Origin of the sequence: Streptomyces sp. GDS52 (assembly GCF_052246875.1) — a bacterium.
GTDB classification, from domain to species: Bacteria; Actinomycetota; Actinomycetes; order Streptomycetales; family Streptomycetaceae; genus Streptomyces; species Streptomyces cathayae.
Genome location: NZ_JBQQCR010000002.1, coordinates 324,080 through 336,594 on the forward strand (window position 1 = coordinate 324,080; position 12,515 = coordinate 336,594).

Annotated in this window: 10 protein-coding genes and 5 pseudogenes; 4 read left to right on the top strand and 11 right to left on the bottom strand. The window is 72.7% G+C overall.

All coding sequences use genetic code 11. The annotated features are described in order from the left end of the window. Positions 1-19: 19 nt before the first annotated feature. From ctaD to ACTWJ9_RS31950, 6 genes and pseudogenes are all read right to left on the bottom strand, one after another. Complete coding sequence (ctaD, locus tag ACTWJ9_RS31925; protein WP_387035324.1) at positions 20-1,747, bottom strand: aa3-type cytochrome oxidase subunit I; 1,728 nt, start codon at positions 1,745-1,747, stop codon at positions 20-22. Between the two features lie 196 nt (positions 1,748-1,943). Further along, positions 1,944-3,842, bottom strand: coding sequence for a DUF2264 domain-containing protein (locus tag ACTWJ9_RS31930; protein WP_443296080.1), 1,899 nt, complete (start codon positions 3,840-3,842; stop codon positions 1,944-1,946). Continuing rightward, positions 3,839-4,075: pseudogene (locus ACTWJ9_RS31935) on the bottom strand (NAD(P)-dependent oxidoreductase); the annotation flags it as partial. The gene ACTWJ9_RS31930 and the pseudogene ACTWJ9_RS31935, both read right to left, overlap by 4 nt. Positions 4,076-4,340: 265 nt before the next feature. Then, entirely contained in the window at positions 4,341-5,165 is an 825-nt protein-coding gene (locus tag ACTWJ9_RS31940) for a transferase (RefSeq protein ID WP_443296081.1), read from the bottom strand. Further along, positions 5,162-6,427: a glycosyltransferase family 4 protein gene (locus ACTWJ9_RS31945; protein ID WP_443296082.1), complete on the bottom strand. Its 1,266-nt coding sequence runs from the start codon at positions 6,425-6,427 to the stop codon at positions 5,162-5,164. The genes ACTWJ9_RS31940 and ACTWJ9_RS31945 overlap by 4 nt, the downstream gene beginning before the upstream one ends. Positions 6,428-6,499: 72 nt before the next feature. Then, positions 6,500-6,934, bottom strand: coding sequence for a cupin domain-containing protein (locus tag ACTWJ9_RS31950; RefSeq protein ID WP_279337681.1), 435 nt, complete (start codon positions 6,932-6,934; stop codon positions 6,500-6,502). A 293-nt stretch (positions 6,935-7,227) separates the two neighbouring features. On the opposite strand from ACTWJ9_RS31950, the gene ACTWJ9_RS31955 reads away from it, so the two are divergent. Beyond that, positions 7,228-7,749 (top strand): hypothetical protein, encoded by a 522-nt coding sequence (locus tag ACTWJ9_RS31955; protein ID WP_279337680.1) that lies wholly within the window; start codon positions 7,228-7,230, stop codon positions 7,747-7,749. Positions 7,750-7,795: 46 nt separating this feature from the next. On the opposite strand, the gene pgm is transcribed toward ACTWJ9_RS31955, so the two are convergent. From pgm to ACTWJ9_RS31980, 5 genes and pseudogenes are all read right to left on the bottom strand, one after another. Next, positions 7,796-9,436 carry a phosphoglucomutase (alpha-D-glucose-1,6-bisphosphate-dependent) gene (gene pgm / locus ACTWJ9_RS31960; RefSeq protein WP_279337679.1) on the bottom strand — a complete coding sequence of 547 codons (1,641 nt, stop codon included), beginning with the start codon at positions 9,434-9,436 and terminating at the stop codon, positions 7,796-7,798. A gap of 104 nt (positions 9,437-9,540) precedes the next feature. Further along, positions 9,541-9,969, bottom strand: a complete 429-nt coding sequence (locus tag ACTWJ9_RS31965; RefSeq protein ID WP_279337678.1) for a hypothetical protein — start codon at positions 9,967-9,969, stop codon at positions 9,541-9,543. Further along, positions 9,966-10,504, bottom strand: a pseudogene (locus tag ACTWJ9_RS31970) (hypothetical protein). Before ACTWJ9_RS31970 ends, ACTWJ9_RS31965 begins: the two are co-directional and overlap by 4 nt. A 10-nt stretch (positions 10,505-10,514) precedes the next feature. After that, positions 10,515-10,850: pseudogene (locus tag ACTWJ9_RS31975) on the bottom strand (STM4012 family radical SAM protein); the annotation flags it as partial. Positions 10,851-10,863: 13 nt separating this feature from the next. Next, positions 10,864-11,004, bottom strand: a pseudogene (locus ACTWJ9_RS31980) (STM4013/SEN3800 family hydrolase); the annotation flags it as partial. Here ACTWJ9_RS31980 and ACTWJ9_RS31985 point away from each other — a divergent pair. The 3 genes and pseudogenes from ACTWJ9_RS31985 to ACTWJ9_RS31995 all read left to right on the top strand — a co-directional run. Further along, positions 11,005-11,379, top strand: a pseudogene (locus ACTWJ9_RS31985) (DUF6745 domain-containing protein); the annotation flags it as partial. Positions 11,380-11,487: 108 nt separating this feature from the next. Continuing rightward, the gene (locus ACTWJ9_RS31990) at positions 11,488-11,637 is read left to right on the top strand and encodes a hypothetical protein (protein WP_279337677.1); all 150 of its coding nucleotides are present in this window, start codon (positions 11,488-11,490) and stop codon (positions 11,635-11,637) included. Positions 11,638-11,789: 152 nt separating this feature from the next. Next, the gene (locus ACTWJ9_RS31995) at positions 11,790-12,497 is read left to right on the top strand and encodes an adenosylcobinamide amidohydrolase (RefSeq protein WP_387035314.1); all 708 of its coding nucleotides are present in this window, start codon (positions 11,790-11,792) and stop codon (positions 12,495-12,497) included. The last annotated feature ends 18 nt before the right edge of the window (positions 12,498-12,515 follow it).

Sequence of the window (12,515 nt, forward strand, 5' to 3'; positions counted from 1 at the left end):
TCCACACTGGGCTGTGAGATCACTCCCGCACGTCCCCGGGAGGCTGGATGGCGGAGGTCTCCGGACGGTTGACCTCCCGGTCGTACGCGGCGACCGCCGGGTGGTGCAGGTCGAAGGCCGGGGATTCGCTGCGGATCCGGGGCAGGGTGAGGAAGTTGTGCCGCGGCGGCGGGCACGAGGTGGCCCACTCCAGGGAGCGGCCGTAGCCCCACGGGTCGTCGACCTCGATCTTCTCGCCGTACTTGGCCGTCTTCCAGATGTTGTAGAAGAACGGCAACATGGACATGCCGAGCAGGAACGAGGAGATCGTGGAGACCGTGTTCAGCGCGGTGAAGCCGTCGGCCGCCAGGTAGTCCACGTAGCGGCGCGGCATGCCCTCGGCGCCCAGCCAGTGCTGGACCAGGAAAGTGCCGTGGAAGCCGGCGAACAGCGTCCAGAAGGTGATCTTGCCGAGCCGTTCGTCGAGCATCTTGCCGGTGAACTTCGGCCACCAGAAGTGGAATCCGGCGAACATCGCGAAGACGACGGTGCCGAACACCACGTAGTGGAAGTGCGCCACCACGAAGTACGAGTCGGTGACGTGGAAGTCCAGCGGCGGCGAGGCCAGGATGACACCGGTCAGACCGCCGAACAGGAACGTGACCAGGAAGCCGACGGACCAGAGCATCGGCGTCTCGAAGCTCAGCGACCCCTTCCACATGGTGCCGGTCCAGTTGAAGAACTTCACCCCGGTGGGAATGGCGATCAGGAAACTCATGAAGGAGAAGAACGGCAGCAGCACCGCACCGGTGGCGAACATGTGGTGCGCCCACACCGTCACCGACAGACCCGCGATGGCGATGGTCGCGCCGACCAGACCCAGATAGCCGAAGATCGGCTTGCGGGAGAAGACCGGGATGATCTCACTCACGATGCCGAAGAACGGCAGCGCGATGATGTACACCTCGGGGTGGCCGAAGAACCAGAACAGGTGCTGCCACAGCACCGCCCCGCCGTTGGCCGCCTCGAAGACCATTCCGCCGAACTTCCGGTCGTACTCGAGTGTCAGGAGCGCGGCGGCCAGCACCGGGAAGGCGAGCAGGACCAGGAGGGCGGTCAGCAGCACGTTCCAGGTGAAGATCGGCATGCGGAACATCGTCATGCCCGGGGCGCGCATGCAGATGATCGTGGTGATGAAGTTGACCGAGCCCAGGATGGTGCCGAAGCCCTGGAAGCTCAGGCCCATGATCCACAGGTCGGAGCCGAGGCCCGGCGAGCGGATCGCGTTCGACAGCGGGCTGTAGCCGGTCCAGCCGAAGCTGGCGGGTCCGTCCGGAGTGAGGAAACCGCTGACCGCGATCAGCGAGCCGAACAGGAAGAGCCAGTAGGCCAGCATGTTCAGCCGCGGGAACGCCACATCGGGCGCGCCGATCTGCAGCGGCATGATCCAGTTCGCGAAGCCGATGAACAGCGGCGTCGCGAACATCAGCAGCATGAGCGTGCCGTGCATCGTGAACGCCTGGTTGTACTGCTCGTTCGACACGATCTGCAGACCGGGCCGGGCGAGCTCCGCGCGGATGACCAGTGCCAGGATGCCACCGAGAATAAAGAATACGAATGATGTCGTGAGATAGAGCGTGCCGATGGTCTTGTGATCAGTCGTGGTCAGCCATGAGACGACGACTTTTCCGGGGCGCCTCCGCCGGACCGGCAGTTCGTCCTCGTAAGTGTCCGAATCGAGTGAGTCCGACGTACTGTGCACCGCCACTGTTCCGCTCCTTGCTCATGGGCTCAGAATCCCTCCGGCAGGATTCCGCAATCGCGGCCATAGTTGTAAGACCCGTGCTCGGCCCGGCGCGTCGCGGGATGTGCCGGCCGGCCGGCGGTCCACACACCGGTCGGGACGACTCTCCAGGGATCCGGGACGGACCGCCAGGTGACGGGGCCGTTCGGCGCAGTGGTCTTCACTGCCGCGGGTGGCCGACCTCCACCGGGTCGAACGTGACGCGGGTACGGGCTCCGCCGTCGGCCCACCCGACCTCGACCGCCGCCCCGTCCACCCGGATCTCCTGGACCGCCTCCGACAAGGGCCCGGGGTCCGGCACGGCGGTCAGGCTCGCCAGGCTGACGTGGACGGTCGTGCCGCCGGCCCGACCGGTCAGCCGTGGTACCCGCGCCCAGCGGGTGAAGGCCGTGCCCCGGGGAGCGCGGACCAGGACCGGGGCGGGATCGTCCCAGCCGTACAGGCCGTGCAGGAAGGAGACCAGCGGCTCGTCGGGGCCGGTGGCCCAGCCGGTGTGGGTGACACGGGAGTCCGCCGGTGCCCCCACCACCCGGTGCACCCGCAGCTCGTGGTGGCCGTGGGCCACCGTGACGCTCTCCACCCGCAGGCCCGGCACCATCGGCGGACCGTCGGCGAACACCGGCCGGTGCCAGGAGGCCGCCCAGCCCCACCCCTCGCCGTGCCCGGTGCCCAGCGGGTGGACGCGGCGGCGGACACCGGGACGGCCGCCGACCACCACGGACAGGTGGTTGTCGGCGATGTTCCCGGTCGCGGTCGGGCCGGTGCGGGTCGAGTAGGCCTGGCGCCCGTAGTGCGGGTCGTCCTCGGCCGCCGACTCCGCCTGGTGCGGGCGCACATGGTGGCTGCCGTGATTGTGCAGCCGGACGACTCCGCCGGCCCGGGTCGCCTGGACGAGCAGTCCGGGCGCGGGCAGGGCGAGCACGCGGTCGCGCTCCTCCACCGGCGCGGGCTCCTCACGGTCCCTCCAGAAGGCGTGGCCGGCGGGGGCGAGCAGCGCGACGAACGCCTTCGACGCCCAGTAGGGGGACGCCGGACCCGAGTAGGTCTGCAGTACGGCGTCGTGCGGGCCGTGCCAGCCGAGGCTCAGCAGTCCGTCGCCGGTCAGCGCGCCCCGGTCCAGGAAGTGGCGCAGACTGCCGGCGGCGACACGGCGCGAAGCCCCCGGCGTCAGCGGGCTGTGGCCGGTCAGCGCGCCCAGCGCGACGGCGGAGACGGCGGCGAAACGGTAGGTCAGCGACCGTCCGTAGTGCATCAGCGCTCCGTCCGCGCCGAACATGAGGGCGAAGCCATCCAGATGGGAACGCAGCCGGGAACCGTAGTGGGCCAGGGCGTCCGCGTCGCCGGAGAGACGGGCGTCGAGGACCGGGTAGAGGTGCAGGGCCCAGCCGTTGTAGTGGTCGAAGGCCCGCAGGTCCCCGTCGGTGTACCAGCCGTCGCCCTGGTACCAGCTCTCGAGGAGCTCCACGGCGCGCTGCCGGGCGGCGGCCGTCTCGTCGTCGCCCCGGCCGACGGACTCCAGGAACCCGGCGACGGTGTACGGGAAGAGGTACCAGTTGTTCGGCGCGGGGGTGTGCCGCAGCGCGCCCCGCAGCCATTGCTCTGCGCGGTCCTGCACCCCGGGGTCGAGGTTCTTCCACAGCCAGGGGGCGGTCAGGCGCAGGCCGAGGGCGATCGACGCCGACTCGACCATGGGCTGGCCCTGCACCGTGAAGTCGAGGATCAGCGGCCAGGACTCGGTGTCCTCGCGGCCCGGGGTACGGGTGCCGGCGGCGAGTCCGCTCGCGTAGCGCTCCAGCAGGCCGTGCGGGTCGTCCCCGTCGGCGCCGGCCACCCGGAAGGCGGCGGCGAGGAACGTCCTCGCGTACCCCTCGAGGCCGTCGGAGCGCACGCCCGAGCGGGAGGGGCGCCCCGGCAGGTCCAGCAGGGCGTGGCCGGGAGTGCTCCAGCGCCAGGCCGCGGTGAGGAGCCCGTCCGCGGCGGCCTCCCAGTGGGCGCGGGTATAGCCGGTGTGCGGGCTCAGGTCGCGGTCCTCCGGGGGCAGTTCGAAGGGGATGCTCATGCGAGGAAGGTCATCCTTTCGCGGCATACCGGGTGGAGGAAGCCGTCGCCGGCGGCCCGGCGCACGATCTCCACGAGTGCGAGATCGGCCAGGCGGCGCGGCTCGTTGCCCTGGGAACCGGCGAGGTGGGGGGTGAGCAGGACATGCTCGCAGTGCCACAAGGGGTGGTCGGGCGGCAGGACTTCGGGGTCGGTGGCGTCGAGCACGGCACGGATGCGGCCGGCCGGTGCAGCGCGAAGGCGCGGCGAGGGGCCGGGAGGCGGGGCCGGCGGATGCCCGGTCATGGCGCCTCCTGCGGCTCCTGCGTGTCGGGGACACAACCGTTCGGGACACGGGAATCGTCGACGCCCGACCGACAAACGGTCAAGAGAGCGGTCCGGGGAGGCAAAACGGTCACACGTTCATCGGGGCCGCCCGCACTCCGGGCGCCCGCTCCGCCGAAGGCCGTTCGGCGCCCGCCGCAGGGGGTGCCGAACGGCTGTCATGACGATCGCTCGGTCACCGCGGTCGGTCCGTCGCGGTCACCTCGACGGAGAGGTCGTTGTCGACGGTGTAGTAGGGGCGCAGGACGGCTCCGCCGGCCGCGGACCGCGGGTACGCGCACACCGCCTTGCGGTCGGCCATGTCGTCGAGGAGCCGGCTGATCCGGACCAGCGGGGCGTCGGCGGCGGGCCTCAGGAAGGCGTCCCAGACCTGATTGCCGGCCGCTGCGGCCGCCAGTTCCGCGAAGGGCACGGAGAAGTCGAACGTGTCGCCCTCGGCCCGCGGCCGGTAGCCGCGCACGGTGGTCCTGTCGCCCCGTAGCCGGAGCAGCACCTCGGCCCCGTCGGTGAGTTCGGCGCCGTACAGGCGGGCCCGGACCGTCATCGCACCGTCGGTGAGGTCGAGCCGGCCGGCCTCCGCGTGGGCGGTACGCAGCCAGGTCCGGACCGTGAGGAAGCCGGCCTTCGTGGCATAGGGCACCCGGACCGCCACCGGGGACGGTCCCACCCGGAACGTTCCGTCGACGAGCGCGCGCAGGTCCCGCAGGCCGGGGCGCAGCCGTTCCCGTCCGGCCTCCGGCTCCCTCAGCAGGTACGCGTCCCAGCGGCCCTCCGGGAGTTCCGGTCGCGGTGCGAGTACCGCCCGGACCTCTCCGTCGTCACCGTGGGGTTCGAGGTCGAGGAGGTGCGCCGGCTGCTCCGGCCGGTTCTTCTTCGGCCGTGGCACCAACTCCAGTCGGGGGCGGCCGGACGACCGGAGCCGGAGACGGAAGGTGATCCGGCCGTCGGTGTCGACGGTGCAGTGGGCGCGCGGGCCGTCCGTGGCCTGCTGGGTGCTCATGGGCGTCCCTTCCGGAGGGTGCGCAGCGCGTCGGACGCGGCGGCACGGGCGAGGTCGGCGGCGGCGTGGCCCCGGCCGGTCAGGGCACGGTGTGTGCGGCCGGTCTCCGGGGCGAGGCGCTGTCCGGCGCTTCGGGCCGCCACGGCGTCCCGGACCAGGCGTTCCGCCTGCGCCACCACGGGGCCGGGTGCGTAACGGCGGGCGTTGTCGAGGGCCGCCCTGCCCATGCGGCGGCGCAGTTCGTCGTCGCGGACGAGGTCCAGCAGGGCCGCGCCGAGGGCGGCGGCGTCCCCGACCGGCACCAGTCTGCCGTCGACTCCGTCCTTGATGATCTCACCGGGCCCGTAGGGGCAGTCGGTGCTGACGACGGGCAGTCCGCACCGCATCGCCTCGACGATCGTCATGCCGAACGGCTCGAAGTTCGACGCGGCCACACCGATCGAGCCCTTGACCCACTCCGCCTCCATGGGGGTCGCCGCGCCCATGAGGAAAACGTTGTTCCACAGGCCGAGCGACTCGATCAGGCGCCGCAGCCCGGCCTGTTCCTCGCCCTTCCCGTAGATGCGCAGCTGCCACTCCGGGTACTCGGCCGCGACCCGGGCGAACGCCTCGATGATCAGGTCGTACCGCTTCACGGGGACCAGCCGGCCGGCCGCGATCACCAGCTTGGCGGTGCCGTCCGCGGGGGGCAGTTCAGGGTCGGGAACGCTGTTCGGGAGGGCCTCCACCCGTACCCCGGGCAGCCGCATCTTGCGCCGGTAGGCGTCGGCGTCCGCCTCCGTGACGGTGGTGAGCACGTCGAGCCGCCGGTAGGCGCGGCGCAGGGCGGTGCGCAGTCTCGGCGGGTGGTTGTCGAGGGTGAGGTGTTCCTGACCGACGCGTACGACCTGCTGCGGGGCCTGGAGCGCGAGGTGCACATTGAGTCCCGGCCGGGTCCCGACGATCACGTCGGCGTCGATGTCCTCCAGGCACTCGGCGATCCGCTGGTCGGTCAACTCGCTGTACTGGTGGTAGCGGTACTCGGCCGAGGGGAACACCTTCGCCGGTCTGCGGTGCCGGGGATCGTCCCGTTCCCGCCTGAGATCCACCAGGGCCCGCAGCCTCACTCCGGGGTGCGGGGTGAGGTGGGGGTGCTCCCGGTGCCGTAACACGGAGACTATTTCCACGTCGTGACGCCCGGTCAGTGCCGCCGCGAGGTTGAACGTGGTGGTGATCGTGCCTCCGATCCCGTAGGCGTTGTGGATCAGGAAAGAGATCTTCATGGCGGACTAGACAGCCTGAAGTGCTCAGAAGTTGTCTGCTGTTATTACTTTGTTGGTGTCGGTTTCACCTCGTCACCGCTGCCGGGGAGGGCCGTCCGAAGGACCCGTGGCGCCCGGTGGGGCGATCCGCAGGCCGGGGCGGCGCCGGTGCACGGTCAGATAGGTCAGCCCCTCGTCGTCGGCGGCGAGGCTCCGCGTGGAGCCGTGCGGCAGCCAGATCAGGGTGCCCGCGCGCAGGGGCTGCGTGCCGTCGGGCGCGGTCAGCGAGCCCTCACCCGCCAGGACCAGCAGGAGGACGTCGAGGTCGGGCTCGCGGTGGGTGTCGACCCGCCGGCCGGGCGGGATGCGTACGACATTGGCGTCGAGCTGCCGTCCCGGCTCCGCGAGCCGCCACAGGGCGCCGGCCGGCGCGTCCTCGAGCGCCGCCAGCGCCGCGGTGTCGCACAGCGTCCGCGGCAGCGGGAGGTCGCCGTCGTGTTCGGTGGCGTCGTCGCCGTCTGCCGTCATCGGGTGTCACCGTCCTGTCCTCGGGGGCCTCTCAAATAGGAACCTAACATGCATATTTGACGCGGCAGGGGCAGTGCGGCGAGCCGGTTCTCGCGCAGTGCCTCCAGGGCCCGGTGTGCCGGGTTGCTCGAGCGGATGTGTTCGCCCGCCCGGAGGAGGGGCCGTGCGAAAGCGTCGGCCGTCGGGTACCTGGTCCTCGGATTTCGCACTGTGCAATGATCCTGCCGGGGTCCTGGTGCGAGTCGGCTGTGGTGTCGTCGGCGGGCTCCCGCACCGGAGAGGAACGAACGGACGTGACCGCGCAGCGACCGGAGAACGGCGAGACGCCGAAGGGCGGGGACGGCACTCCGTCCCCGCCGGACGAGGTCTGGCAGCGGTTCCTCACGGACAACGAGCGGGCCATCCGCGCCTCCGCCCCCGTCGAACCCTCCGCGTCGCAGCGGGCGGCGGGGTGGCGGCCGCAGCCGGCGCGCGCCGCCCGCCGCGGCACCGAGGGACAGGGGGACGACACCACGGCCTTCGTCGGTGACCTGTGGTACCCGGAGGACCCGTGGGAGGGGCCGTCGTGGCGGAATCTGGACGGCAGGGCCAGAGTGCGCCGGGTCGGCCGGGTGATCGGCACGGCCGCCGCGATCGCGGTGGCCGTGGGCGCCTGGTCCCTGCTGTCCACCGGGGCCGGCACAGCGCGCCAGGAGCCCGGCGAAACCGTGCTGCAGCAGTCGGAGGACATCCCCGCGGAGCTGCCCACGGCGACGTCGCCGCCGGCCGGACTCGCCTCTCCCGCCCCGACCGCGTCGGAGCTCCGGACGGGCTGACGCGTGGCCGGCCCCTCGTGCCGAGGGACCGGCCGCGCGGGACCGCTCAGCCGCCCAGTGCCGACAGGACCACCGCCTTGGCCTCCTCCTGCACCCGGCGGAGGTGGTCGGGGCCCTGGAAGGACTCGGCGTAGATCTTGTACACGTCCTCGGTGCCCGAAGGGCGGGCCGCGAACCAGGCGCTGTCCGTGGTCACCTTGATGCCGCCGATGGACGCGCCGTTGCCGGGGGCTTCGGTGAGCACCGCGGTGACCGTCTCCCCGGCGAGGGTGTCGGCGGTGACCTGTGCCGGGGAGAGCTTCGCCAGGCGGGCCTTCTCCTCCCTGGTCGCCGGGGCGTCGATCCGCTCGTAGGCGGGCTCGCCGAAGCGCGCGGTGAGAGCGGCGTAGTGCTCGGAGGGGGTCTTTCCGGTGACCGCCGTGATCTCGGAGGCGAGCAGCGCGAGGAGGATGCCGTCCTTGTCGGTGGTCCACACCGAACCGTCGCGGCGCAGGAAGGAGGCGCCGGCGGACTCCTCCCCGCCGAAACCGAGGGTGCCGTCCGCCAGCCCGTCGACGAACCACTTGAAGCCGACGGGCACCTCGACCAGTTCGCGCTTCAGGTCGGCGGCGACGCGGTCGATCATCGCGGACGACACCAGCGTCTTGCCCACACCCGCCCCGGACGGCCACTGCTCACGGTGTGCGTAGAGGTAGTGGATGGCGGTGGCGAGGTAGTGGTTGGGGTTCATCAGACCGGAGTCCGGGGTGACGATGCCGTGCCGGTCGGCGTCCGCGTCGTTGCCGGTGGCGATGTCGAAGCGGTCCCGCTGCGCGATGAGGGAGGCCATGGCGTACGGCGAGGAGCAGTCCATGCGGATCCTGCCGTCCCAGTCCAGGGTCATGAACCGCCAGGTGGGATCGGTGAGCGGGTTGACCACGGTGAGGTCCAGGCCGTGCTGTTCGGCGATGCGGCCCCAGTAGGCGACGGACGCCCCGCCCAGCGGGTCGGCGCCGATCCGGACGCCGGCCGCCCGGATCGCGTCCAGGTCGAGCGCGCTGGGCAGATCGGCGACGTACGTCCCCAGGAAGTCGTGGCGGCCGGTGCCGGGGGCGGCCAGGGCACGGGCGTGGGGGATGCGCCGGACGTCCTTCAGGCCGCCGCGGATCAGGGTGTTCGCCAGGTCCTGGATCCAGGTGGTCGCCTCGGAGCCGGCGGGGCCGCCGCTGGGCGGGTTGTACTTGAAACCGCCGTCGGCCGGCGGGTTGTGGGACGGGGTGACGACGACGCCGTCGGCGAGGCCCGCGGTGCGGCCCCGGTTGTGGGTGAGGATCGCGTGCGAGACCGCGGGGGTGGGCGTGTATCCGTCGGCGCTGTCGATGAGCACGGTGACGCCGTTGGCCGCGAACACCTCCAGGGCGGTGACCCTGGCCGGCTCGGAGAGCGCGTGGGTGTCGGCGCCCAGGAAGAGCGGGCCGTCGGTGCCCTGCCCCGCGCGGTACTCGCAGATGGCCTGGCTGGTCGCGGCGATGTGGTCCTCGTTGAACGCGCCCGCCAGGGACGAGCCGCGGTGCCCGGACGTCCCGAACGCGACGCGCTGCCCGGCCTCCTCCGGGTCCGGATGCACGGCGTAGTACGCCGTGACCAGCCGAGCGACGTCGACGAGATCCTCGGGGCCGGCCGGGCCGCCCGCTCTCTCGTGCTGCATGTGCCCACTCCTTGGCAGGGGTTGTTTGTGCGCTTGCGGACACATCCTTCCCCTTCGGGGCCGCACCGCGCGAGTGGAACCGCCCGCCCCGGCACCGCTCCGGGTCAGACGCGTCCGCCGGTCATCCGGGTGAAAGGCCCCTGGGTGTGGCGTTCCGCACGGCGGCCCACCGCGTAGGACGCGGCGCTCAGTACGGTCAGGCCGGCGCCGACACCGGCGGCGACGAGCTTGCGGTTCGACAGGACCGTCCAGGCGGTCACCGCGGTGGCGGCGACCTGACCCGAGGTGGCGACGACCGCCTTGCGGCCCGCCTCGACTCCCCTGGCCGCGCTCTGCACGGCGCCGTTCGCCGCTTCGGCCGCGCGCTCCGCGCCCGACCTGGCCGCTGACGCCGCGTCACCGGCCTTGCCGGCGGTGTCGGAGGCCGCCCGCCCGGCGGGGGCGGTCGCCTTCTCCGTGGCGTTCCGGGCCTTGGACGCGGCGGTCCGGGTGGAAGTGGTCTTCTGATTCGGGCTCTTGTTCTGTTCACTCATGGAAACCGACTTGCCGCTGAGTCCCGCGGCAAACCCGCCCGATCGCGCGGACCGGTCCGCGCGGGCGAGGCCGCGATGCGTTCCAGGACACCGCCCGCGAACACGTCGTAGAGCGGCAGTGTCTCCAGATGGACGTAGCCGATGTGGCAGTCGCAGCTGGTGAGGGGGCAGGTCCGGGGGCCCAGTGCCTGCCGGTGGGTGCCGTCGTAGAGGTTGCCGAGCTCGGCGCGCAGCCGCCGGGCGGGTTCCAGGTGCTCGGGCAGGCCGACGATGCCGACGCTGAACCGGACGCCGAGGCGGGCCGGTTCGTGGCACTTGGCGGCGATCCGGCGGATGTGCGGCCGGTGGGAGAGTTTCGTCAGGGCGCGCCGGCACCAGGAGCGGACCAGGCCCTCTCCCCAGGGGGTGAACCGCTCCAGGGCGGCGCGGTCGGCACGCAGTTGCTCCCGGCTGTCGCGGCGCTTGGCGAAGGGGCAGTACGGCAGTCGTAGTCGCACGAGGCGAGCGGGCCCCGGCAGAGCGCGGTCAGGTCCATGGGCGGGGTCTCACTTCCGTTCGCAGGCGGCCATGGCGGCCCGTACGGCCGGGGAGAACGGCTCCGGGCCGATGGCGTCGGAGTGGGCCGGCCCTTCCGGGGTCAGGCGCAGCACCGGGGTGTGGGAATCGCCGTCCGTCAGCCGGCCGCGGTCGGCGGGCCGGGACAGTTCGGTGCCGAAGTCGTCCTGGGGCGTGGTGCCGAACCGGGCCCGGTAGTCGGCGGTGGGCAGGCCGTCCGCCTGGAGCAGTGACTGGACGAGGCGGCGTCGGCGGACCTCGTCGGCGTCGATGCGCCTGCCGTACTCGGCGCGGGCCAGGTCGGCGGCCGGGCGGGAGACGTAGTCGCGGCGTGCGTCGGCGGGTGTCGCCGTCCTCCCGGGTCGCGCCGGGCAGGTGGGACCAGTTGGACCGGTGCAGGGCGGCCACGTCGACGAAGGGGAACAGACGCTGTTCGTCGGGCAGTTCCCGTACGGCTTCTTCCGGGCGGGCCACCTGGGCGCGGTGGTGTGCGAGCGTCCGGTCGCCCTGCACCGTGACGAGGCGGACCGGCTGGACCACGGCGACGGCCCGGCGCCGGAGTTCCCCGAGGGCTTCGCCCTGTGCTCCTGGCGCGGCATGCCGGTGCCGCGTGCCGTCCTGGAGGAGCTGTGCGCCCTCACGCCGGAGCGGATCCGGGCCGAGGAGAACGCCGAACTGCGCCGGGTGATGCTCGAGTGCTACGGCTACGACCGCTGTCTGGCCGACTCCGGGGCCGAGCCCGTGCACCGGGACGGGACGGGCGTGCTCTGGCGTGTCGAACTCGTCGGCGGCGAGGCGGTCGTGATGGCGGAGGTCGTCAACTCCACTCCGGAGTCCGACGGTACCCGCCGCACGTAACTGTCTCCGGGTGCCCGCAGGGCTGATCCCGTCCTTCGGGGGGTAGGCGAGGGGAACAGGAACGCCGAGGACGGCAAGGGCGCAGGCCCGTGGAAAGGAGCCCTCATGGCCGGCATCGTGGAGCGCATCAGGCGGTTCGCCAGGAGCCCTCAGGGGCAGCGCGCGACCGAGCAGGTACGACGTGCCGCGGCCGACCCCCGGCGCCGCGCACAGGCACAGCGCCTGCTGGGCAAGCTCCGCGGCCGTCGCCACTGACCGTGTCCCCCGCCCGTCGGCACGCGCCCGCGGCGGCGCCCGGCCGGCGGGAGCAGGGGCGGCGGTGGAGGGCCGGGCGGGGCCCGTACGTGCCGGGCCGGCCGGTCCGGCATACGATCGGCCGACCCCGATCCCGCAAGGAGTTCCGCCCGGTGACCGCCGTCCTCCCACCGCCCCGCACCCCCGTCGGGCTGCTGCGCCCACGCTGCCTGACCCGTGTCGAGGACGGCGAGCGGCTGCACGCCCTGCTGTGGGTTCCGGGGCCGGGCCTGCGGATGATCAGCAGCGCGGTACTGGGCGGAGGCATCGGCGAGCGTGCCTGGGTCCTCAACGCCCAGGTCTCCCACGGCTATCGGCGTACCGACCCCGACCGGCACCTCGCCGTCCTCGCCTCCGGGGCGGGCGCCCGCGGTCCGGGGGTGGGGCTGATGACGGCCGCGGATGTCTCGGCGTACGCCCACGCGCACGACGGCGGCGCGGAGGCGGTCGTCACGTCGGGCATCGAGGTACGCGGCTGGGCCGCCGCTCCGGCGGCGGATACGGCGGATACCCCGGACACCGCGGGCACAGACGGCTCCGTCGCTCCGGGCACGATCAACATCATCGTCGCCGTGCCGGTGCCGCTCAGCGACGCCGCCCTGGTCAACGCGGTGGCCACGGCCACCGAGGCGAAGGTGCAGGCCCTTCTGGAGGCGGGTCACGACTGCTCCGGGACCCCCACCGACGCGGTGTGTGTCGCCGCCCGCGTCCCCCGCCCCGGCGAGCAGCCGCAGGCCTTCGCCGGGCCCCGCTCCCTGTGGGGCGCCCGGTTGGCGCGGGCCGTGCACCGCGCCGTGCGGGAGGCCACGCCCGCGTCCTGAGGCCGGCGTCACGGCCGC

Excerpts from the sequence above, each read along its gene's own strand:
- ACTWJ9_RS31930 (WP_443296080.1), bottom strand. The coding sequence starts at position 3,842 with ATGAGCATCCCCTTCGAACTGCCCCCGGAGGACCGCGACCTGAGCCCG.
- ACTWJ9_RS31940 (WP_443296081.1), bottom strand. The coding sequence starts at position 5,165 with ATGAGCACCCAGCAGGCCACGGACGGCCCGCGCGCCCACTGCACCGTC.
- ACTWJ9_RS31945 (WP_443296082.1), bottom strand. The coding sequence starts at position 6,427 with ATGAAGATCTCTTTCCTGATCCACAACGCCTACGGGATCGGAGGCACG.
- ACTWJ9_RS31950 (WP_279337681.1), bottom strand. The coding sequence starts at position 6,934 with ATGACGGCAGACGGCGACGACGCCACCGAACACGACGGCGACCTCCCG.
- pgm (WP_279337679.1), bottom strand. The coding sequence starts at position 9,436 with ATGCAGCACGAGAGAGCGGGCGGCCCGGCCGGCCCCGAGGATCTCGTC.
- ACTWJ9_RS31965 (WP_279337678.1), bottom strand. The coding sequence starts at position 9,969 with ATGAGTGAACAGAACAAGAGCCCGAATCAGAAGACCACTTCCACCCGG.
- ACTWJ9_RS31990 (WP_279337677.1), top strand. The coding sequence starts at position 11,488 with ATGGCCGGCATCGTGGAGCGCATCAGGCGGTTCGCCAGGAGCCCTCAG.